Here is a 20814-nt window from a genome sequence, read left to right on the forward strand (position 1 = left end):
CTTGCCCGTCATCAGGCACAGGAAATCCGCTCGCCAAACCGGAGTCCGACGCTTGACGGCCATGGACGAAAGTGAGGGTCTCGAGTCGCCGAGCCCGAGAAGGGCGTCCGGGACAACCGTTCCGGGGCCTTTTTCTTTTGCCGCGTGCTTTTACGATTGAAGCCGGCTGGGCGAGATCACCCAGCCGACGGTGCACGGGTCGCGTCAGTCTCCCTGGACGTTGCGGGTCTTCGCCTCCAGGAACGCACCGTAAAGCTGTTCCAGCTGGGATGAAATATATTCGCCGAACTCCCCGGCATCCTTCGATGTCAGGGCCAGGCTGAATGTCTTGCCGGAGCGGCGGCACGTCGCTTCAACGGCCTTGCCGGGTGGGGCCCAGTAGGATGTCTGCTGCGGGACCTGTCGGCGAGCCGGTGCTCGGCGACCCGCCTTGATCGCCGCGAGGAGATGGCTGAAGCGTTCCGGGCCGTCCTTCGCCAGGAACTCCTCGGATAGGATCGCGTCGAACGCGATCTCGGCTTTCGCCGGAACGGCTACCAGCTTCTTCAGCTCTTCCCATCGATCACGACCGACGCCTTTCGCGGCGCCGACGGCATCGATGATGCGGGCTGGTACGGTCTCGGCCACCGACAGCATCCGGGATAGGAGCGTGTCGTCGATCGCGAGGGCCGCCTTGATCGTCGCCTTGGCCTGACCCATGCCAAGCAGCTTCTTGGCGAACAGCGCCTTCTCGATGAAGGACAGGTCGGCGCGGGCAGCGTTCTCCTGTCCCTGCGCGACGATGTGAGCAATGTCCTCGATGGACTTCACGACCGCCCGCACGTCACGCCCGAGCTCGCGCGCCACGCGAACGCGGCGGTGTCCGTAGACGATCATGTACCGCCCCTCCCGGCTTGGATGGGGGCGGACCAGAATCGGGGTAGACTGACCGTGCTCAGCGATCGCATCGCGCAGCCGGACGTAGTCCTCGTCATCCTGATCGAGGCGATCGGCGACGAAGGAATCGTCGACCAGCGCGGTATCGAGGCTAACGATCGCCTCGCCGTCGGCCATGCGCTTGGTGTTCTCGGCCATCTCCTCGATCGACCGCGTCATCGACCGGGCGGCGCCGCGCCGGGCGAAGTCGGTAATGGGCTCCCCGACAGGGGCCCCGAGCACGTTGGCGAGAAGGTTCTTACGCATTGCGTCAGGCTCCTATCCGCCTGGTAGAGCGGTGGAATTCGGCGTTCTGCACGGCTGTCAAACCCGCCTCCCCCAGGCGTGATGGATGAGGCTGGCGATCTCCTCGTTGACGGCGTTGACCGCCTCCAAGGCGCGGTCATACGTCGATCGGATCATCTGGCTGCGATCGACCTCGTACAGGGACTGGTTGGTGATCCCCGCATCCGAGATCGCGGTGGATTTCACCATCTGATGCGCCAGCATGTTCTTCGGAAACAGGACGTGCATGAACCCGACCATCTGGGCTTGCGGACCGTCCGTCGGCTCGTAGCGGGTCACGAGGTAGCGGAACCACTTCAGATTCACGGTCGCTCCCGCATCCGCGATCGACTTCAGAATCCCGCCGAGCATCAGCAGGAACTGGCTCATCGACATCACGTCGAGCATCTGAGGGTGGATGGTGACGAGCACGGAGGTCGAGGCCGTCAGCGCCGTCAGCGTGAGGTAGCCGAGTTGCGGCGGACAATCGATGACGACCACGTCGTAGCGGTCGTCGACCTCCCTCAGCGCGTTGGAGATGCGCGTGAAGAACGTCCGACCTTCGGCGTTCCTGTTCGAGGCTGCCAGCGGCGTGTCGTACTCGTATTCCTGCAGGTCCAGGCTGGCGGGGACAATGTCGAGACCGGGGAAATTGGTCGGCCGGATGATCTCCGACAGCGGGAGCTTCATGTCGTCGTAGCGCAGGGCCTCGTAAATGGACGGGGCCTTATCGAGTTCCGGCTGGATTCCGTGCAGAGCGGAGAGAGAAGCCTGCGGATCGAGATCGATCGCCAAAACGCGATGGCCCGTCAGGGCGAGGAACTGAGCCAGGTGCGCGGCCGTCGTCGTCTTGCCGCTGCCGCCCTTGAAGTTGACCGCCGAGATGATCTGCATCTTCTCGCCGGCCCGGCGGTGGGGCACGTATTGCTTGAGGTCGGATCGTCCGTGACGATCGAGGTATTTCCTGAGCTCGAGCATCTGGTCGGCGGTGTATGAGCGCCGCCCGGACGGCGAGGTCGCCGGAATGGGGCCCTTGCCTTCGAGGTGGAGCTTCTTGATGTTCGACGGCGTGACGCCCAGAAAATACGCAACCTCCGCCAACGAGAAGGGCCGGAGGCCCTTGGTGGCGTTAGGTGGATAGTGCTCCATCCGGAGCATGCTCAACTTGTCAGAGATGAGACCACCCTGACGCAGGATGGTGTCATGGAAGTTGGCAACCTCCATTCCCTCTGCTGGCACCGACACGTCCATCCGCGCTGATCCCCGAGTAACGCTTTTTCCGGGCTACGCTCGTCCCAAGCGTTATTATGTTCGATTCCCAGGCTGCGGCAATGTTTTTTCGGTTGATGAGTGGTTAACGGCAGGATTGGCCCCGAGTCGAGGCTTGATCTCGGTAAGGCGCTCATCTGACAGCCTTATTTGGCGTTCTGCACGGCTGTCAAAAGCCCTCTCCGTGCTTGCGGCGATGGTGTGGAATATCGCGGTTCGGAGCGCTCGGGGACGGTCCGTCGGAGCGCTCTCGCGCGTCGGTGACCCGTTCCGTGATGCCCGCGGCGGCGTCGAGATCGGGATTGTCCCCATCGCCGCCACCGAATCCGGAGACGGTTTCGTCGGTCGGACGCGTGGGGCTCGAACGTCGAACGACGCCGCGAGCCGATCGCGTCCCAATCGGCTCCTCCTGCCGGCCTCGACGCGCAACTGACTCAAACAGTCGAACAGGATCCGCCAGAATGATCGAATCTTTCGAAGGCTTCGACAGCGCCGTAGTTCGGCCCGCCTTGCATTCCGCAGACGAACATAGGAGCGTCGTTCGAGAATCCCTCGGAATCGCGCTGTAGACGCTCGTCGTGCCCGATACGGCCATATCGGTTGCCCGGGCGGAGAGGGGGCTCCCGGGAGCCGACCAGGGCGGAGGCCCCGGCCCGGATGCCACTCAGCCGCGATGGGTGAGCAGGTAGGCCCCGAGGGTGACGAAACCGATCCCGAGCCAGTTGACCCCCGACAGTCGTTCGCCGAGGAGCGTCGTGCCGAGCACGGCGACCAGCACGATCGACAGCTTGTTGAGCGTCGCCACCTGTGCCGCCCCTCCGGTCTTGAGCGCCCGGAAGTAGCAGGCCCAGGATCCCGCGGTGGCGAGACCCGACAGGCCGAGCAGGCCGAGATTGCGCCCGGTGAGATTGCGCAGGGCCTGCCACTGGCCGGTGGCGAGGCAGATCGCCCCGAGGGCCAGGAGGATCACCACCGAGCGCATGAAGGCGGCGGCGTCCGATTCGGCCCCGGCGCTGCCGGCCCGGGCCAGCACGGCCGTCGCCGCGGTGAACACGGCCGAGACCAGCGCCCAGAGCTGCCAGGACATCCTGCGATTCCTCCCTCGTTTTGCCCGCACCGCATCATGAATGCCGGCCATGCGCCGATGCCGACAATGCGTTTCACTGGCGCACCAGGCTGGCCCAGCTTCCCGCGGACGCGGCCCGACGGGCCCGGCGGGCGGCGCGGCCGACCCGTCCTGCACAAGGGGGGAACCACCATGGACCAGTCGCGGCGACTGTTTCTCGGCACGGCGGCGCTCGGCGCCGGCACCCTGATGGCCACGGGCGCACAGGCGCTCGAGCACGACCACGGCAACCCGGGCGACGGCGGCTTCGGCCGCCAGTCGGTCTCGCTGCCGCCGGGCGCCAAGGTCGCCTACCACGATCCGCAGGATGTCGGCGCGATGCCCGATTTCCGCTTCTCCCTCGACGGCAACCGCCCGAAGGTGACCTCCGGCGGCTGGGCCAAGGAGGCCACGGTGCACCAGTTCCCCATCAGCAAGGGGATCGCGGGCGTGCACATGTTCCTCGAGCCCGGCGCCTCGCGCGAATTGCACTGGCACGCCATCGCGGCCGAATGGGCCTACGTCATCGACGGGCGCTGCCAGACCGTGGTTCTCGATCCTTCCGGCGCCAGCGAGATCAACAATTACGAGCCCGGCGACCTCTGGTACTTCCCGAAAGGCCACGGCCACTCGATCCAGACCATCGGCGACAAGCCCTGCCACTTCATCCTGTCGTTCGACAACGGCGCCTTCTCGGAGCACGGCACCTTCTCGATCACCGACTGGATCGACGTGACGCCGAAGGACATGCTGGCCCTCGATTTCGGCCTGCCGAAGGAGGCCTTCGACGCCTTTCCGAAGGGCGAGGCCTACATCCAGGCCGGCCCCGTCGTGCCGATCTCGGACGCGCTCGACGCCCCCTGGCCGAAGGAATCGACCCACAAGTTCCGCCTGCTCAAGGACCCGCGCGCGGTGCGCGAGTTCGACGGCGGCACCTTCCGGCTCGCCACCGTCGACGAGTGGCCGATCCAGAAGACGATGTCGGGCGGGGTGATGACGATCCGGCCGGGGCAGATGCGCAAGCTGCACTGGAACGTCAACGCCAACGAGTGGCACTACTACCTGAAGGGCCGGGGCCAGGTAGCCCTGTTCGGCTCGGGCGGGCGCGGCAAGGTGGCCGAGTTCAAGCCCGGCGACGTCGCCTACATTCCGATGGGGTTCGGCCACGCGATCAAGAATATCGGCGACGAGGACCTCGAGATCGTCCAGACCTGGGACAACGGCAAGTTCGAGGAGATCGACCTCGACACCTGGATCAAGTCGAGCCCGCGCTACCTTCTGTCGAACAATTTTTCCGGCGTGCCGGGCGAGACGGTCACGAAACTGAAGCAGGGATAAGGCGCAGGCGCGTTCGACCCGCGTGGGACCCCTCCCTCGCCACGAGGGAGGGGTCCCACGCAGCGGTGCGCTCCCGCCTATCCGGCCCGGCGCCGCTCGGCTACAAGCCCGGGCCGTGAACTGGGACGCATTCGACTTCAAGCTGCTCATCGTGTTCGACGCGATCATGCGCGAACGCCACGTGACCCGTGCGGGCGAACGGCTGGGCTTGAGCCAGTCGGCCGTGAGCCACGCGTTGCAGCGGCTGCGCCGGGCCTTCGACGACGAGTTGTTCGTGCGCGGCCCCGAGGGCATGGCGCCGACGCCCCGCGCCCTCGACCTGGCCGAGCCGGTGCGGCGGGCGCTCGCCGAGATCGAGGGGGCGCTCCACCAGGACCATTTCGATCCGGCCTCGTCCACCGCGAGCTTCCGCCTGGTGCTCAACAACACCGCCGCGGTGGTGCTCGCCGCGCCGATCGCCGAGTGGATCGGGAGCCGGGCGCCGTCCCTGCACCTGCACATGAGCCCGAGCGGCACCGTGCGCCTCGACGATCTCCTCGATCGCGGCGACGTCGATCTCGCGGTCGTCGGGAGCGGCCGGATCGAGGGCGAGCGCTTCGGCACCACGACGCTGTTCCGCGATGGATTCGCGGTCGTCGGCCGGTGCGGACACCCGGCGCTCGCGGGGCCGCTCACCTACGAGCGCCTCGCCGGCCTGCCTCACCTCGTGGTCTCCTCCACCGGCGACGATGTCGGCTTCCTCGACGCGATCCTGAGCCGCCGAGGCCTGCCGCCGCGCCGTGTCGCGATGGCCGCCCCGTTCCTGTCGGCGGCGGCCATCCTGGCGCGCTCCGAGATGGTGGCGGTACTGGGCGGGCGGATCGCCCGGACTCTCGCGACGACGCATCCGGTGACCTGCGCGGACCTGCCTGCGGATCCCGACCTGCCGGTCACCCGCTCGGTCCTGGTCTGGGCCCGGCGCGTCGAGCGCCATCCCGGCCATGCCTGGCTGCGGCGGCAGATCGCGGCGTGCGCCCGCGGGCTCACGGCCGCCCCTCGCGACGCCGGATCGCGCCCCCTGCACCGGGATCACTCAACCGCCGAGGAATCCCGATCCGCGGCCGCCGACGAACGGTCCGGCGGGTTCTAACAAAGGGCGGCCGTGCCCGTGCGGCCCCCGCTGCGGAAGCCCGGGAGGGGAGGGCGCCTCACCGGGAACAAGCCGCGAGGACCGCCGCGAGCCGCCGCAGCCCCGGCTCGATCTGCTGCAGCGGGATCGCCGTGAAGCCGAGCCGGAAGAAGCGGCGGCCCTGCTCCGGATCCATGAAGAAGATGTCGCCCGGCTCGATCAGGACGCCCTCGCGCTGAAGCGCCCGGCCGAGTGCCCGAGCGTCGAGCCCCGCCGGTCCCTCGGCCCAGAAGCTCTTCGCGCCGAAGCCCCGGCGAAAGGTGCAGCCCGGCATCAGCTGCGGCGCCAGTGCGGCGATGAGGTCGGCGCGCTGGCGCAGGACGGCGGCCGTGCGTGCGAGGTGGGCGCGGTAATGCCCGAGCGCGACGAAGGCGGCGAGGCTGCGCTGGTTGTTGGTGGGCGGATGACGCAGCATGAGGCGGCGCAGCGCCCGCAACTCGTCGACGACCGGGGACGGGGCGACGACGTAACCGACGCGCAGCCCCGGCGCGAGGACCTTCGAGAACGAGCCGACATGGATCACCCGCCCGTCGGCGTCGAGGCTCTTGAGGCTCGGCAGGCCGACCTCCTCCTCGGTCGAGAGATCGGCCTCGTAATCGTCCTCGACCAGGACGACGTCGCCCTCCGCCGCGGCGGCGAGAAGCTCGCGGCGGCGCGACAGCGGCGTCACGGCGGTCGTCGGGCATTGGTGGCCGATCGTCACGAAGGCGACGTCGCAGGCACGAAACGCCGCGTCCGGCACGATGCCCCGTCCGTCACGGGCGAGGGGCCGGATCCGGTCGCTCGCGAGGCCGACCATGTTGCGCGTGTCGGTGTAGCCCGGATCCTCCAGGCCGACGACCGTGCGGCGGGCGACGAGGAGCTGGACCAGGAGCGACAGGGCGTGCTGCGAGCCGATCGTCACCATGATCTCGCCCGGGGCGGCGAGGATGCCGCGGCGCGGCAGCACCCTCAGGCGGAGCTGCTCGATCAGGTCGCGGTCGTCGTCGTCGACCTGGTCCAGGCTCCAGCCGTTGATCTCCTTGACGCTGGAGGCCGCCTTGACGCTCTCGCGCCAGGCCGCAACGGGAAACAGGCTCGCGTCGAACTGCCCGAACAGGAACGGGTAGGGGTAGCGCGTCCAGTCCCGCGGCTTGGTGATCTGGGGCAGGCGCGAGGGGCGGATGGCGAAGCGGCCCGGCCAGGCCCCGGCCGCCGACGGCTCCGGATCCGCGCTCCGTGCGGCATCGGCCCCGGGGGAGGCGACGAAGCAGCCGCTGCGGTCGCGCGAGACGAGGACGCCGGCATCGATCAGGGCGTCGTAGGCCGCCACGACGGTGTTGCGCGCCAGGCCGAGCTCGGCCGCGAGGCCGCGGCTCGACGGCAGCCGGGCGCCGGGCGCCAGCAGCCCCGCCGCGATGGCCTCGGAAACCATCCGGCCGATCTGGGCGCGCAAAGCCGGCTCGTCGCCGGACCGGCCCCCGAACAGCATCCGCCAGGCAATGTCGGTCGGCATGGCGCACAGTATCGCCAAGCCGCGCGGGACGGGAAAGCGTCGGGACCGGCGCTGCTGCCGAATTGAGAGGCGCCGATCCCGGAAAATGGCAGCAGATGCCCGCGCAAGCGGCGAGGGGGACGGGACTGGTCCAGACCGGGACCAAACGATGCCGGACTGGATCTTACGGCCCCGGGCCCGCCTGTCCTTCAATGCGGGGGTTCGCAAGGGTCGAAGCTTCCACGAGGACCGCGCATGACCACCGAGAAGACCCGCAGGACGGTGATCCACAAGACGATCACCCGCAGGGCGATCTGGCTGTCCGCCCTCGTCGGCGCGGCCGGCGCGGTGTTCGCCCCCCTGGCCCCGGCCGTCGCCGCCGAGAAGACCGTCACCGTCGCCTACCAGGACATGATGACCCCGATCCGGGTCCTGATGGAGAGCGGCGAACTGGAGAAGCAGACCGGCACCAAGGTGAAGTGGGTCAAGTTCGGCGGCGGGGGCGACGTGATCCGGGCGATGGCCTCGGGCAACGTCGATATCGGCGAGGCGGGCTCCTCGCCGGTCGCGGCGGCGGCCTCGCAGGGCCTGCCGATCACGCTGTTCTGGATCCTCGACGACATCGGCGACGCCGAGCAGCTCGTCGCCCGCAAGGGCACGGGAATCGCGTCGATCAAGGACCTGAAGGGCAAGACGGTCGCGGTGCCGTTCGTCTCCACCGCTCATTACCAGCTGACCTTCGCCCTGCAGGAGGCGGGTCTGGGCGCGAAGGACGTCCGGGTGCTCAACATGCGCCCGCCGGAGATCGCCGCCGCCTGGGAGCGCGGCGACATCGACGCCGCCTTCGTCTGGGCGCCGGCCCTGACGGGCATCAAGAAGACCGGCACGGTGCTGGCCTCGGCCGGCGACTTCGCCGGAAAGGGGAGGGCGACCTTCGACGGGATCGTGGCGACGAACGCCTTCATGGCCGCCCATCCCGAGTTCCTCAAGGCCTTCGTCCGGCTGCTCGCCGCAGCGGATGCGGATTACGCCCGGTCCGGCGAATCCTGGAAGGCGGGCACGCCGCAGGTGGCCGCCATCGCCAAGTGGACCGGCGCCGCCCCGGACGACGTGCCGGCGGGGCTCGCGGCCTATCGGTTCCCGACGCTCACCGAGCAGGTCTCGCCGCGCTGGCTCGGCGGCGGGGCGGCCGACGCGCTCAAGGCCACGGCGGAGTTCCTGAAGGCGCAAGGGCGCGTGCCCGAGCTCGCGCCCGATTACGGCGCCTTCGTCACCGCCGAGTTCGCCAAGGATGCGGCCACGGACACGGCCAAGGACACTGCCAAGGCAGCCGCCAAGCCCTGATCGGGCGAACGCCCCCGACAGCCAGGAGACCGCCATGCTGGAGATCCGCAAGCTCAGCGTCCAGTACGGGGAGGGCGAGAGCGCCACGATCGCCCTGTCCTGGGTCGATCTCACGATCGAGCCGGGGGAGTTCGTGGTCGCGCTGGGCGCCTCGGGCTGCGGGAAGACGACCCTGCTCAACTGCATCGCCGGGTTCCAGCCGGCGACGGAGGGGCAGATCCTCCTCGACGGCCGGCCGGTCACCGGGCCGGGGGCGGACCGCGGCGTCGTCTTCCAGCGCCACGCCCTGATGCCCTGGCTCAGCGTGCTGGACAACGTCGCCTTCGGGCTCAGGATGCAGGGCATGCCCAAGCTCGAGCGCGAGGCGCGGGCCCGCGCCATGCTCGACCTCGTCGGCCTCGCCGACTTCGCGGGCAAGCGGATCTACGAGCTCTCCGGCGGCATGCAGCAGCGCGTCGGCATCGCCCGGGCGCTCACCGCCGACCCGCGCATGCTGCTGATGGACGAGCCGCTCGGCGCGCTCGACGCCTTCACCCGCGAGCAGGTGCAGGAGCTGATCCTGTCGATCTGGGCCCGCACGCAGAAGATGGCGTTCTTCATCACCCACGAGGTCGAGGAGGCGATCTTCCTCGCGACCAAGCTGGTGATCATGACCCCGCGCCCGGGCCGCATCGCCGAGATCATCCCGCTCGATTTCTGCCGCCGCGTCCTCGCGGGCGCGGAGGCGCGGGCGGTGAAGTCCAGCCCCGACTTCATCGCCATGCGCGAGCGGGTGCTGCGCTTCATCCACGACCATGGCGGGGCCGGGAGCGACCCTGGCAAGATGGATCCCGGCAGAACCGACCCCGGCAGAACCGACCCCGGACATGGAGCCGCCGCATGAGACCCGCCGCGACCCACACCCTTCCCGCCGCTCCGGGCCAGCCCGTGACCGACTCGTCCGATTCGGCGATGCGCGCCCTGTCCTCGCTCGGCCGCCGCCGGGCCGCGATGCGCGGCCGCGCCCCCAAGACCCTGCTGATCAGCCTCGCGACGATCGCCGTCGCGCTCGCCGCCTGGGGCGTCGCCACGCAGACCGGACTCGTCAAGCCGCTGTTCCTGCCCCGGCCCGAGAGCGTGCTGAAGGCCTTCGCCGACGCGGTGGAGGGCCGCATCGACGGAGCGCCGCTCCTCGAGCACGTCGTCATGAGCCTCGGGCGCGTCGCCGGCGCCTTCCTGCTCGCCGCCCTGGTGGGAATCCCGGTCGGCCTCGCCACGGGCCTGAGCCCGACCTTGCGCGCCGTGCTCGATCCCTTCATCGAGTTCTACCGGCCGCTGCCGCCGCTCGCCTACCTGCCGCTCGTCATCATCTGGTTCGGCATCGGCGAGACCTCCAAGATCCTGCTGATCTTCCTCGCCTGCTTCGCCCCCGTGGCGCTCGCGGCGCGCGCCGGCGTCGCGGCGGCGAGCGCCGACCAGATCAACGCCGCCCGGGCGCTCGGCGCGAGCCGCCTCCAGGTGGTGCGCCACGTCGTCCTGCCGGCGGCCCTGCCCGACATCCTGGTGGGCCTGCGCATCGGCATGGGCGTCGGCTGGACCACGCTGGTCGCGGCCGAGATGGTGGCGGCCTCGACCGGCATCGGCCAGATGGTGCTCAACGCCTCGAACTTCCTGCGCACCGACATCGTGATCATGGGCATCCTGATGATCGGCGCGCTCGCCGGCGCCTTCGAACTCGGCATGCGCCGGCTGGAGCGCCGCCTCACGCCCTGGAAGGGCAAGGCGTGAGCCTCTCCCCGGTCAAGGCGTGAGCCCGTCCCCACCATGGCCCTTCCCGCGCTGTCCGTCCTCGCCTTCATCGGCGTGACCTTCCTGGCTGCCGCGTTCCGGGGCGTCACCGGCTTCGGCTACAGCCTCATCGCGGCCCTCGGCCTCGGGCTTCTCCCCTCGGCGCAGGTCGGCATCCCGTTCCTCCTCGGGGCCGATCTCGTCCTCACGGCGCTCCTCCTCTTCAGCAGACTTGCGTTGGCAGGCCAACGCTTCGCCTGCTTAGGTTCTTGCTGTGTCGCAGATTTTTGCCGCCGAACCGGTGTCCACTTCGGCGAAATCTGCTTGGACCGACGCGGCGTCTCGGTCGATTGGCGGGTCCTGCGCCCGCTCCTCGCCGCCGGCCTGCTCGGCGCGGCCTGCGGCGGCCCCCTGGCGGTCGGCCTCGACGAGACCACGGCGCGGCTCGTCGTGACCGTGGCGGTGCTGGGAGCGGCCGGTGTCGCCCTGGTGCGCCGGCCGCCGGCCTGGCTCGCCGACCGGCGCATCGGCATCGCCGTCGCGGCCCTGGTCGGGGGACTGATCAGCGCCTTCGCGGTCGGCGGCCCGCTGATCTCGGCCTGGCTCCTGGCGAGCGGCGCCGAGCGCCACCGCCTCAAGGGGACCCTCGCGGTCTTCTTCGGCGCGGCGGACATCCTCGGCCTTGCCGGCCGCGGCCTCCTCGGGGCGATCGAGCCCGGACTCTGGGACCTCGTCCTCCTCTACGGGGTGCCGACGCTGCTGGGCTTTGCCGCCGGCACGCTCCTCTCGGCCCGCCTCTCGCCGGAGGCGTGGCGCCGCCTCGCCTCCGGGGGCCTCGCCGGCATCGCGGCGACGGGCCTCGTCCAGGCGCTCGTCCAGGCTCTCGGCAAAGCCTTCGTCGCCCTCGGGCACGGATAGGCCGCCCGGCCGCCGCGCCGTTCCTGTAGCATCGGGGGACGCCGTCCCCCGCACGATGCCCTTCTTCGGAGACCCGCATGTCCAAGATCGCCCTCGTCACCGGAGCCACCGCGGGCTTCGGCGACGCCATCGCCCGTCGTCTCGCCCGCGACGGCTGGCGCCTCGTGGTGACCGGGCGCCGTCGCGACCGGCTCGAGGCCCTGGTGGCGGCGCTCGGCGGCAGCGAGCGCGCCCATCCGCTCGCCTTCGACATCCGCGACGAGGCGGCGACCCGGGACGCGCTCGCGTCGCTGCCGCCGGCCTTCGCGGAGGTCTCGCTCCTCGTCAACAATGCGGGGCTGGCGCTCGGCACCGGGCCGGCGCAGGAGAGCGACCTCGCCCAGTGGCGGACGATGATCGACACCAACGTCGTCGGCCTCGTCACGATCACCCGGCTGCTGCTCGACCGGCTGATCGCCCATCGCGGCCTCGTCGTGAACCTGGCCTCGATCGCCTCCCACTGGCCTTATCCGGGCGGCAACGTCTATGGCGGGACGAAGGCCTTCGTCCGGCAGTTCTCGCTGGGGCTGCGCTGTGACCTCTCGGCCAAGGGCGTCAGGGTCACCTCGATCGAGCCCGGCCTGTCCGAGAGCGAGTTCACGCTGGTGCGCACCGGCGGGAACCAGGCGGCCTACGACGCCCTCTACAAGGGCGCGCACCCGCTCCAGCCCGAGGACATCGCCGAGACCGTCGGCTGGGTCGCCTCGCTGCCGCCCCACGTCAACATCAACAGCCTGGAGATCATGCCGGTGACCCAGTCCTGGGCCCCCTTCGCGATCCAGCGCGACCCGGCGGCCTGACGGGTCGTCCGCTCATCCCCCGCCATCAGGAAACGCCGCCAGGAAACTCGGCCATGAACGACCTCTCCCGCACCAACGACCTGCGTCACGTCATCGAGGCCGACCGGGCCCATGTCTGGCACCACCTCTCGCAGCACAAGCCCTACGAGACCGTCGACCCGCGGGTGATGGTCGAGGGGAGGGGGATGCGGGTCTGGGACGCGACCGGGCGCGAATATCTCGACGCGGTCTCGGGCGGGGTCTGGACCGTCAATGTCGGCTACGGGCGCACCAGCATCGCCGACGCGGTGCGCGACCAATTGGTCAAGCTCAACTACTTCGCGGGCTCGGCCGGCTCGATTCCCGCGGCGCTGTTCTCCGAGCGGCTGATCGCCAAGATGCCGGGCATGGCCCGGGTCTACTATGCGAATTCGGGATCGGAGGCGAACGAGAAGGTCTTCAAGATGGTGCGCCAGATCGCGCACCGGCACCATGGCGGGCGGAAATCCAAGATCCTCTACCGCGAGCGCGACTACCACGGCACCACGATCGGGGCGCTCGCCGCCGCCGGCCAGGACCAGCGCCGCGACCAGTACGGCCCGTTCCCGGACGGCTTCGTGCCGGTGCCCCACTGCCTCGAATACCGCAGCCAGTGGGGGAGGGTGGAGAATTACGGCGAGATGGCCGCCGACGCGATCGAGGCGGTGATCCTGCGCGAGGGGCCCGACAGCATCGGGGCGATCTGCCTCGAACCCGTCACCGCCGGGGGCGGCGTGATCACGCCGCCCAGGGGCTACTGGGAGAAGGTGCAGGACATCTGCCGCCGGCACGAGATCCTGATCCACATCGACGAGGTGGTCTGCGGCATGGGCCGCACAGGTGCGTGGTTCGGCTACCAGAACTACGGCGTGCAGCCCGATTTCGTCACCATGGCCAAGGGGGTGGCGTCGGGCTACGCGGCGATCGCCTGCACGGTGACGACCGAGGCGGTGTTCGCGCTGTTCAAGGACGACGCCGCCGACCCGATGTCGTATTTTCGCGATATCTCGACCTTCGGCGGCTGCACCGCCGGCCCGGCGGCCGCGCTCGAGAACATGCGGATCATCGAGGACGAGGGCCTGATCGACAACACGGTCGCGATGGGCGAGCGGCTGATGGCGGGCCTGCACGGCCTCGCCGAGCGCCACGCGGCGATCGGCGACGTGCGCGGCAAGGGCCTGTTTTGCGGCGCCGAGCTCGTCGCCGACCGCGCCACCCGCGAGCCGATGGACGAGAAGCGGGTCCAGGCGGTGGTGGCCGACTGCATGGCGCACGGCGTCATCATCGGCGCCACCAACCGCTCGCTCGCCGGGCTCAACAACACGCTGTGCCTGAGCCCGGCGCTGATCGCGACCCCGGACGACATCGACCGGATCGTCGAGGCGATCGACGGCGCCCTGACCCGGGTCTGTTCCTGACGGCAGGCCCCGCCCGGTCCGCCGCGCGCGGACCGGGTGGGATCCGGCTTCCCGGCGCTGCCCGCCCTATCGGCGTTGCCCGCCCTGGCCGGTCGTCGCCGCGACGGCGACCGGTTCGGCAGCCGGCGCGCCGGCATGGTGGGCGCGCTCCTGCGCGTCGCGGACGAGGGAGCGGTAGAGGCCGAGGACGAACTTCGAGTGGGGCAGGGTCGGGACGAGCGCGAGCACCGCCCCGACCCGGCGGAGGGGGGATCCGGCCGGCCACCGGTTGGTTCAGCGCCCGGGCACGACCCGCTCGTGCGCGGCCTCTACCCGCCGGTGCCCGGCAGCCGATACCCCGCCGGCTCTCCCACCCGCGCCGCCAGCATCGCCTGCACGCGGTCGAGCCCGTCGCCCGGCAGCGACGCACTGGTGGCGAGGCAGTAGACCTCCCAGCCGACCGAGACGAACCCGAGGCCGAAGCGCTCCGCCGCCGCGCGGGCGCCCAGGCCCGCATCGGCCGCGCCCGAGGCGATCACCGCCGCCACGGCCTGGTGGGTGAATTCCTCGAGGCCGTAGCCGACGATCTCGCCGGGTGCGATCCCGGCCTCGGCGAGGAGCCGGTCGAACCAGGCCCGGGTGCCGGATCCCTTCTGCCGGTTGACGAAGCGGGCCTTCCTGGCCCGCAGGTCCATCGGGGTGACGAGCCCGAGCGGATTGCCGGCGGCGACGAGGAGTCCCTGCTCGCGCTCGAACAGCGGACGGACCCGGAAGGCCGGGTCGGCGACGAGATCGGCGAAGGGCGGCCCGGCGGCGGCCGGGCCGATCGCGCCGCAATGGAAGCCGGCGGCGTCGGCACGCCCGTCCATGAGCCGGACCACGGCGTCACGGCTGCCCATCACGGCGATGTCGGCCCCACCCCATGCCGACAGCACCTCCATCAGCAGGGGGTCGTGGCTCGCCGCCAGGGTGAGGCGGCCCGGCACGGCGAGCAGGGTGGACAGGCGGGATTGCAGCGCCCGCGCCTCCCGGGCGAGCGGCAGGGCGAGGCCTTCGGCCGCGATCGACAGGGCCTCGTGCAGGGCCGCGCCGGTCTCCGTCAGCGTCGTGCCGTGGCCGCGGGTCTTGCGCACGAGCTGATGGCCGATCCCCGCCTCGAGCGTCCGGACGCGCTCCCAGGCAGCGCGATAGGACAGGCCGATCTCGGTCGCCGCGCCCTGCACCGAGCGGGTCCGGGCGATGGCCTGCAACAGCGCGACGGTGTCGGCGACGGCGATGCGCGCCCGCCCGATCCGCAGCGAGCCGCCGAGCCCGAGCTCGACCAGGGGTGTCTCATCGGCAGGTGTCGTCATACCGCGCGCCGCCCCGTCCTCTCGTCGTCCCTCGCAGGATCGCGCCTTGCAGGATCACGCCTCGCAGGATCGAGGGCGCCACCGCTCTCGCCTCGGCGCCGATCCAGGCCCGCCTCGCGCCGTCGACGTCGCTGGCCGATGCGTCGGCGCGCCGTACCGATGCGCCTCCTCGTTCCGCAGACCGTGTCGCACGCCGAGGATGCCGGTCTAGCATGGAAAAACCGGGTTCGCCGGGCCTCCGGTCCGGACGATGCGCGGGCGAGCGGAGCGCCACCAGGACCGGATGGTCTTGGGGGCACGGATGTTCCGCCGTCGACCGCTCCGGTGGCCGGGATGCGACCTCCCGCTCCCAGCCCCGGGGCATCATCGGACGTCATCATCATATTGAGGCCCGGAAAGTGGCATTGTACCGCCGATGCACCAAGCCCGCCGCAGCCTGTATCGCCGCCCGGGCGAGCGCCCAATCCGGGCGAGAGACCCGCACGGGACGTTCGAGGACCGCACCATGCATCCGGAACTCCTCACCCCGGCTCAAGCCCGCCTCCGGCCCGACCGGCCGAGGGTTGCCCCGTCCGAGGGGGCGGCGCGGGGGCAGCAGGGCCGGATGGCGTGCCTGCCGGCGGACTGGATCCACGACGGAGGCCTGCGCGCCTTCCGGGGCGATGCCGGATATCTCGGCCGCTCGATCGCGGCGCTCAAGCTCTACGTGACCCTCGTCGTCAGCCAGGTGGCGGCGTCGGACGCCGGCGATCCGGCACCGATCCCGATGTCCTACGAACGGATCGCCGCCCTGTCGGGCCTGTCGGACCCGCTGATCTGCGCGGGCAAGAAGGTGCTCCTCGACCAGGGCCTCGTCACCACCGCCGGAGAACGGCCGGGGGGGACGATCGCCTACCGGCTGACCGGCCTTCGCCCGTCGAGCGCTGCGGCCCGCCTCCTCCATGCGTCGCAGGGCGACGCCCGGATCGCCGCCCTGCACGGCCTCACCTGCCGGAAGGCCCCGAACCTCGCCGCGTTGAAGACCTATCTGCTGCTCTGCGCCACCGGGAGCGACCCGGAGGGCGTCGTCTCGCTCGACATCGATGCCGCGTCGAGCCTCACCCATACCAGCCACGTCAAGATCGCGGCGGCCCTCGCCACCCTGCAGGATCTCGCCCTCGCCGAACTCCTCGCGAGCCCGTCGCGGTCGGTCGACCATCGTCGGATCCGGCTCCTGCCGCTGCGCTGATCGCCCGCGTCGGAGCCGATCCGGCACCGCCTCGTCCCCGCTGCGTCCCGGTCTCGACCCGGCGCCAGGATATGACGACGGGGGCGGACATCCGGCGGACAGTGGACTAAAGTCTGCCGTGCCGCGCCGTTGCGACCTTTACCAATTCGCAGCAGAGATCGGGCCAATCAGCGGGCAGCCCGGGTGCGCTTCCCCTTCTCAGCGCCGATGCGCGGCGCCTCGCCCCCCACGCGAAACGATCCAGCTGGAGACCACATGAAGACGCGCGCCGCGGTTGCCTGGGAAGCCAAGAAGCCCCTCACCATCGAGACCATCGACCTCGAAGGTCCCAAGGCCGGCGAGGTCCTGGTCGAGGTAATGGCCACCGGCATCTGCCACACCGACGCCTACACCCTGTCGGGTCTCGATTCCGAGGGCAAGTTCCCGGCGATCCTCGGCCACGAGGGCGCGGGCATCGTGCGCGAGGTCGGCGCCGGCGTGACGACGCTGAAGCCGGGCGACCACGTCATCCCGCTCTACACGCCGGAGTGCCGCAATTGTAAGTCGTGCCTGTCGCAGCGCACGAACCTCTGCACGGCGATCCGGAGCACGCAGGGCCAGGGCGTCATGCCGGACGGCACCAGCCGCTTCCGTTGCGACTCCACCGGCGGCAGCCCGGGGTCGAACGCCGTGTACCACTACATGGGCTGCTCGACCTTCTCGAACTTCACCGTGCTGCCGGAGATCGCGCTCGCCAAGGTGCGCGAGGACGCGCCCTTCGACAAGATCTGCTACATCGGCTGCGGCGTGACCACGGGCCTCGGCGCCGTCATCTATACCGCCAAGGTGTGGCCGGGCGCCAACGTGGTGGTGTTCGGTCTCGGCGGCATCGGCCTCAACGTGATCCAGGGTGCCCGCATGGTCGGCGCCGACAAGATCATCGGCGTCGACATCAACCCCGACAAGCGCGCCATGGCCGAGAAGTTCGGCATGACGCACTTCATCAACCCGAACGAGGTCGGCACCGACAAGGTCGTGCAGGCGATCCTCGACGTCACCGGCGGCGGCGCGGACTTCTCGTTCGACTGCACCGGCAACGTCAACGTGATGCGCCAGGCGCTGGAATGCTGCCATCGCGGCTGGGGCGAGTCGATCGTCATCGGCGTGGCCGAGGCCGGTCGCGAGATCTCGACCCGTCCGTTCCAGCTCGTCACCGGGCGGGTCTGGAAGGGCTCGGCCTTCGGCGGTGCCCGCGGCCGCACCGACGTGCCGAAGATCGTCGACTGGTACATGGAGGGGAAGATCAACATCGACGATCTGATCACCCACACCATGCCGCTCGAAGACATCAACCACGGCTTCGACCTGATGCACGAGGGCAAGTCGATCCGGTCGGTCGTGGTGTTCTAAGGAAGTGCCTCCCGGCCGGCTTCGCCGCCGGCCGGGCCGGAGCAGCCTCTCGCTCGTCGCGCGACCGGGAGGCCGCTCTCTTCGTTCATGCCGCATCGCCCCGCGACGGACCGGTCTTGCGCACCGTTCGCGGCGCATCGTCTGTCAAGAGGGAACGGCTTCATGGAAAAGGTCTCGCAGGCTCTCTCGCATGGCGGCATCCAGGGCGTGTACCGGCACGAGGCCGAGACCACGCGCTGCCCGATGACCTTCGCGGTCTACCTGCCGCCGCAGGCGAAGGACGGGACGGTGCCGGTCCTCTGGTACCTGTCGGGGCTCACCTGCACCCATGCCAACGTGATGGACAAGGGCGAGTACCGGCGGGCGGCCGCGCGCCACGGCATCGCCATCGTGGCCCCGGATACCAGCCCGCGCGGGCCGGACGTGCCGGACGAGCCCGACAACTGGCAGTTCGGCTGCGGCGCGGGCTTCTACGTCGACGCCACGCAGGCGCCCTACGACCGCAACTACCGCATGTGGTCCTACGTCACCGAGGAGCTGCCGGCCCTCGTCGCCCGCGAGTTTCCGGTCGACATGGGGCGCCAGGGCATCTTCGGCCATTCGATGGGCGGCCACGGCGCGCTCACCATCGCGCTCAACCATCCCGAGCGCTTCCGCTCCTGCAGCGCCTTCGCGCCGATCGTCCAGCCCTCGACCGCCGGCTGGTCGAAGCCGGCGCTGACCAAGTATCTTGGCGCGGACGAGGCCGCCTGGCGGCGCCACGACGCGACCGCCCTGATCGAGGACGGCCGCCGCTTCCCGGAATTCCTGGTCGACCAGGGCACGGCCGACTCGTTCCTCGACGAGGGCCTGCGCCCCTGGCTCCTGGAGGAGGCGTGCAAGAAGGCGGGGATCGGACTGACCCTCAACATGCGCGAGGGCTACGACCACTCCTACTTCTTCATCTCGACCTTCATGGACGACCACATCGCCTGGGCCGCCGAGCGCCTGCGCTGACACCGTGCGGGGAGGGGGCCGGGGACGTGTGACCTCCCCGTGCCCCGCGCCACCGTCCCGCTCACCGCGGGCCGGAGAGGCGGGCCCGGTTTGCCGCCCCCCCGCCCAGACGAGATGCCCTCCATCGCTGCGGCGCCGGCGAACGGCTCCCCACATCCGCACGTGTCGTATGATCATCTCCGCCGAGCCCTGTCGCGGCCGCCGGCCGACAGCAGGGTGAGGCGAGGATCGGGCGCGCGGGCCCGCGCGACGGTCGAGATCGGCACGAGGGGAGATTCGCCGATGCGCGACGTCAACGAGCACACCATCACCCAGGCGGTCGTCGATCGCCTGGCCGACACGCCGGATCCGCGCCTCAAGACGGTGGTGACGAGCTTGGTGCGCCACCTGCACGACTTCGTGCGCGACGTCGAGCCGACCTTCGCGGAGTGGCAGGCGGCCATCGCCTTCCTGACCCGGACCGGACAGACCTGCGACCAGCACCGCCAGGAATTCATCCTGCTCTCCGACATCCTCGGCGTCTCGATGCTGGTCGACGCCATCAACCACCGCATGCCGGAGGGCGCGACCGAGACCACCGTGCTCGGGCCGTTCTACGTCGAGGCGGCCCCCGAGCGTCAGAACGGCGCCGATATCGCCGGGCCGCTCGAGGGCACGCCGCTCCTCGTCACCGGCTCGGTCGCCACCGTCGGCGGCCAAGTGCTTGCCGGCGCCACCGTCGATGTCTGGCATGCCGACGACGACGGCGCCTACGACGTGCAGCAGCTCGACGCGCTCGGCGGTCTCGCCGGGCGGGCGCGGTTCCGCACCGATGCGCAGGGCCGCTTCCACTTCTGGACCGTCATGCCGGCCTGGTACCCGATCCCCGACGACGGCCCGGTCGGCGACCTCCTCACGGCCACCGGCCGCCACCCGAACCGTCCGGCCCACCTGCACGTCATGATCGCGGCGGCGGGCTTCGAGACACTGATCACCCACATCTTCGCCGCCGACAGCCCGTGGCTCGAATCCGACGCGGTGTTCGGGGTGAAGACCTCGCTCATCGCCGACTTCGCCGAACGTCCGGCCGGCACCGCACCTGACGGGCGGGCGATGGACCGGTCCTACCGCCATCTCGCCTACGATTTCGGCCTGAAGCCCGCCTGAGCCGGTCCGATAGGCCCCGCCCCCTCGGCGGAGGACCGCCTTGCGGCGGCTGCGTCGGGTGGGCATCTGACCGGCATGACCCGGACCACCCTGGACGACGACAGCCTCGCCCCCTTCCTGGCGGCGTTCTACGGCCGCGTGCGCACCGACCCGCTCATCGGCCCGATCTTCGCCGCGGCGATCCCGGAGGCCGACTGGCCGCGGCACATGGAGACCATCGGGGCGTTCTGGTCGTCGGTCCTCTTTCGGACGGGGCGCTACAAGGGCAACCCCTTCGGCCGTCATCAGGCGCTCGGCGTGCTGAGGCCGGAGCACTTCGCCCGCTGGCTCGACCTGTTCCGGGACACGGCGGTCGCGCACTTCTCCCCGGACGAGGCCGCCCTGCTGCAGGAACGGGCCGAGCGGATCGGCGCCAGCCTCGAGGCCGGCCTGTTCTTCCGGCCCGAGGCGACGGGCGCGGCGGCCGCCGCTGGAGCCGGGAGACCTGCCGGGTGAGCATCATTCTCGCCGCCAGGAGGGCGGCGTGCAGGAGGTGGAGAACCACGGGCGTGTCGGGCACGAGTGCAACGGGCCTGAGCGGCGATCCCCCGCGGACCGGCCGCGGCGACGAGACGCCGGCAGGATGCGCACCGACGTGCCGGGCGGGCGACGCGCGTGCCCGGCCGGCTCGCGCTCAACGATGGCGATGACGTCGCGAGACACGATCCGGGCGCCGGCCAGCCACCCCTGGATTCGGACGAGCGCCCTGTGCTCGACCTCCCGCGTCAGTCGGCGGGGATACGATGTCGAGGGGTTCGTCGCTGTCCACGGGGCGGAATCCGACGCGCAGGGAGGCGGGCGGGGTCGCGGCACCGTGCGGGTTGGCC

19 protein-coding genes are annotated in these 20814 nt (G+C 70.5%); 13 read left to right on the plus strand and 6 right to left on the minus strand.

Annotated elements, in window-relative coordinates; all coding sequences use genetic code 11:
• Positions 1 to 204 precede the first annotated feature (204 nt).
• From repB to QR78_RS00935, 3 genes are all read right to left on the minus strand, one after another.
• A complete protein-coding gene (gene repB / locus QR78_RS00925) occupies positions 205 to 1182 on the minus strand; it encodes a plasmid partitioning protein RepB (RefSeq protein WP_048425598.1) in 978 nt (325 codons plus the stop codon).
• A gap of 57 nt (positions 1183 to 1239) precedes the next feature.
• A complete protein-coding gene (gene repA, locus QR78_RS00930; RefSeq protein WP_048425599.1) occupies positions 1240 to 2451 on the minus strand; it encodes a plasmid partitioning protein RepA in 1212 nt (403 codons plus the stop codon).
• 682 nt (positions 2452 to 3133) lie between these two features.
• Positions 3134 to 3556 (minus strand): EamA family transporter, encoded by a 423-nt coding sequence (locus tag QR78_RS00935; RefSeq protein WP_048425600.1) that lies wholly within the window; start codon positions 3554 to 3556, stop codon positions 3134 to 3136.
• Positions 3557 to 3727: 171 nt separating this feature from the next.
• Between QR78_RS00935 and QR78_RS00940 the strand changes: the two genes are divergently transcribed.
• On the plus strand, positions 3728 to 4912 hold the full coding sequence (locus QR78_RS00940) for a cupin domain-containing protein (RefSeq protein ID WP_053220750.1): 1185 nt from the start codon (positions 3728 to 3730) through the stop codon (positions 4910 to 4912).
• A 115-nt stretch (positions 4913 to 5027) separates the two neighbouring features.
• Positions 5028 to 6041, plus strand: a complete 1014-nt coding sequence (locus QR78_RS00945) for a LysR family transcriptional regulator (protein WP_053220751.1) — start codon at positions 5028 to 5030, stop codon at positions 6039 to 6041.
• Between the two features lie 58 nt (positions 6042 to 6099).
• Here QR78_RS00945 and QR78_RS00950 read toward each other — a convergent pair whose 3' ends face one another.
• Entirely contained in the window at positions 6100 to 7575 is a 1476-nt protein-coding gene (locus QR78_RS00950; RefSeq protein WP_048425601.1) for an aminotransferase-like domain-containing protein, read from the minus strand.
• A 234-nt stretch (positions 7576 to 7809) separates the two neighbouring features.
• On the opposite strand from QR78_RS00950, the gene tauA reads away from it, so the two are divergent.
• The 6 genes from tauA to QR78_RS00980 all read left to right on the plus strand — a co-directional run bounded on the left by tauA (position 7810) and on the right by QR78_RS00980 (position 13858).
• Entirely contained in the window at positions 7810 to 8898 is a 1089-nt protein-coding gene (tauA, locus tag QR78_RS00955; RefSeq protein ID WP_048425602.1) for a taurine ABC transporter substrate-binding protein, read from the plus strand.
• A 34-nt stretch (positions 8899 to 8932) separates the two neighbouring features.
• Positions 8933 to 9781, plus strand: a complete 849-nt coding sequence (locus tag QR78_RS00960) for a taurine ABC transporter ATP-binding protein (RefSeq protein WP_082171913.1) — start codon at positions 8933 to 8935, stop codon at positions 9779 to 9781.
• Positions 9778 to 10665: an ABC transporter permease subunit gene (locus tag QR78_RS00965; protein ID WP_082171914.1), complete on the plus strand. Its 888-nt coding sequence runs from the start codon at positions 9778 to 9780 to the stop codon at positions 10663 to 10665. Before QR78_RS00960 ends, QR78_RS00965 begins: the two co-directional genes overlap by 4 nt.
• A gap of 36 nt (positions 10666 to 10701) precedes the next feature.
• Positions 10702 to 11583 carry a TSUP family transporter gene (locus QR78_RS00970; RefSeq protein WP_048425603.1) on the plus strand — a complete coding sequence of 294 codons (882 nt, stop codon included), beginning with the start codon at positions 10702 to 10704 and terminating at the stop codon, positions 11581 to 11583.
• A 77-nt stretch (positions 11584 to 11660) separates the two neighbouring features.
• A complete protein-coding gene (locus QR78_RS00975; protein WP_048425604.1) occupies positions 11661 to 12422 on the plus strand; it encodes an SDR family NAD(P)-dependent oxidoreductase in 762 nt (253 codons plus the stop codon).
• Positions 12423 to 12475: 53 nt separating this feature from the next.
• Positions 12476 to 13858, plus strand: a complete 1383-nt coding sequence (locus QR78_RS00980) for an aminotransferase family protein (protein ID WP_048425605.1) — start codon at positions 12476 to 12478, stop codon at positions 13856 to 13858.
• 66 nt (positions 13859 to 13924) lie between these two features.
• On the opposite strand, the gene QR78_RS34780 is transcribed toward QR78_RS00980, so the two are convergent.
• A complete protein-coding gene (locus QR78_RS34780; RefSeq protein WP_158004002.1) occupies positions 13925 to 14086 on the minus strand; it encodes a hypothetical protein in 162 nt (53 codons plus the stop codon).
• 80 nt (positions 14087 to 14166) lie between these two features.
• Positions 14167 to 15189 (minus strand): substrate-binding domain-containing protein, encoded by a 1023-nt coding sequence (locus QR78_RS00985; protein WP_048425606.1) that lies wholly within the window; start codon positions 15187 to 15189, stop codon positions 14167 to 14169.
• A gap of 505 nt (positions 15190 to 15694) precedes the next feature.
• Here QR78_RS00985 and QR78_RS00990 point away from each other — a divergent pair.
• The 5 genes from QR78_RS00990 (at position 15695) to QR78_RS01010 (ending at position 20443) form a co-directional block, all read left to right on the plus strand.
• Positions 15695 to 16417: a hypothetical protein gene (locus tag QR78_RS00990; RefSeq protein ID WP_125901167.1), complete on the plus strand. Its 723-nt coding sequence runs from the start codon at positions 15695 to 15697 to the stop codon at positions 16415 to 16417.
• Positions 16418 to 16672: 255 nt separating this feature from the next.
• Positions 16673 to 17806, plus strand: coding sequence for an S-(hydroxymethyl)glutathione dehydrogenase/class III alcohol dehydrogenase (locus tag QR78_RS00995; protein WP_048425607.1), 1134 nt, complete (start codon positions 16673 to 16675; stop codon positions 17804 to 17806).
• A 162-nt stretch (positions 17807 to 17968) separates the two neighbouring features.
• Entirely contained in the window at positions 17969 to 18802 is an 834-nt protein-coding gene (fghA, locus tag QR78_RS01000) for an S-formylglutathione hydrolase (protein ID WP_048425608.1), read from the plus strand.
• Between the two features lie 282 nt (positions 18803 to 19084).
• Complete coding sequence (locus QR78_RS01005; RefSeq protein ID WP_048425609.1) at positions 19085 to 19948, plus strand: intradiol ring-cleavage dioxygenase; 864 nt, start codon at positions 19085 to 19087, stop codon at positions 19946 to 19948.
• A gap of 75 nt (positions 19949 to 20023) precedes the next feature.
• A complete protein-coding gene (locus tag QR78_RS01010) occupies positions 20024 to 20443 on the plus strand; it encodes a group III truncated hemoglobin (protein ID WP_048425610.1) in 420 nt (139 codons plus the stop codon).
• Positions 20444 to 20814 lie beyond the last annotated feature (371 nt).

Source organism: Methylobacterium indicum, assembly GCF_001043895.1.
Classification (GTDB): domain Bacteria; phylum Pseudomonadota; class Alphaproteobacteria; order Rhizobiales; family Beijerinckiaceae; genus Methylobacterium; species Methylobacterium indicum.

What these genes read in the sequence shown, in the direction of transcription:
- QR78_RS00950 (WP_048425601.1), bottom strand. Translation starts at nt 7,575, where the DNA reads ATGCCGACCGACATTGCCTGGCGGATGCTGTTCGGGGGCCGGTCCGGC.
- QR78_RS00935 (WP_048425600.1), bottom strand. Translation starts at nt 3,556, where the DNA reads ATGTCCTGGCAGCTCTGGGCGCTGGTCTCGGCCGTGTTCACCGCGGCG.
- QR78_RS00965 (WP_082171914.1), top strand. Translation starts at nt 9,778, where the DNA reads ATGAGACCCGCCGCGACCCACACCCTTCCCGCCGCTCCGGGCCAGCCC.
- QR78_RS00970 (WP_048425603.1), top strand. Translation starts at nt 10,702, where the DNA reads ATGGCCCTTCCCGCGCTGTCCGTCCTCGCCTTCATCGGCGTGACCTTC.
- QR78_RS01005 (WP_048425609.1), top strand. Translation starts at nt 19,085, where the DNA reads ATGCGCGACGTCAACGAGCACACCATCACCCAGGCGGTCGTCGATCGC.
- QR78_RS01010 (WP_048425610.1), top strand. Translation starts at nt 20,024, where the DNA reads ATGACCCGGACCACCCTGGACGACGACAGCCTCGCCCCCTTCCTGGCG.
- QR78_RS00940 (WP_053220750.1), top strand. Translation starts at nt 3,728, where the DNA reads ATGGACCAGTCGCGGCGACTGTTTCTCGGCACGGCGGCGCTCGGCGCC.
- QR78_RS00975 (WP_048425604.1), top strand. Translation starts at nt 11,661, where the DNA reads ATGTCCAAGATCGCCCTCGTCACCGGAGCCACCGCGGGCTTCGGCGAC.
- repA (WP_048425599.1), bottom strand. Translation starts at nt 2,451, where the DNA reads ATGGACGTGTCGGTGCCAGCAGAGGGAATGGAGGTTGCCAACTTCCAT.
- QR78_RS00980 (WP_048425605.1), top strand. Translation starts at nt 12,476, where the DNA reads ATGAACGACCTCTCCCGCACCAACGACCTGCGTCACGTCATCGAGGCC.
- QR78_RS00985 (WP_048425606.1), bottom strand. Translation starts at nt 15,189, where the DNA reads ATGACGACACCTGCCGATGAGACACCCCTGGTCGAGCTCGGGCTCGGC.
- QR78_RS00990 (WP_125901167.1), top strand. Translation starts at nt 15,695, where the DNA reads ATGCATCCGGAACTCCTCACCCCGGCTCAAGCCCGCCTCCGGCCCGAC.
- tauA (WP_048425602.1), top strand. Translation starts at nt 7,810, where the DNA reads ATGACCACCGAGAAGACCCGCAGGACGGTGATCCACAAGACGATCACC.
- QR78_RS00995 (WP_048425607.1), top strand. Translation starts at nt 16,673, where the DNA reads ATGAAGACGCGCGCCGCGGTTGCCTGGGAAGCCAAGAAGCCCCTCACC.
- repB (WP_048425598.1), bottom strand. Translation starts at nt 1,182, where the DNA reads ATGCGTAAGAACCTTCTCGCCAACGTGCTCGGGGCCCCTGTCGGGGAG.
- QR78_RS00960 (WP_082171913.1), top strand. Translation starts at nt 8,933, where the DNA reads ATGCTGGAGATCCGCAAGCTCAGCGTCCAGTACGGGGAGGGCGAGAGC.
- fghA (WP_048425608.1), top strand. Translation starts at nt 17,969, where the DNA reads ATGGAAAAGGTCTCGCAGGCTCTCTCGCATGGCGGCATCCAGGGCGTG.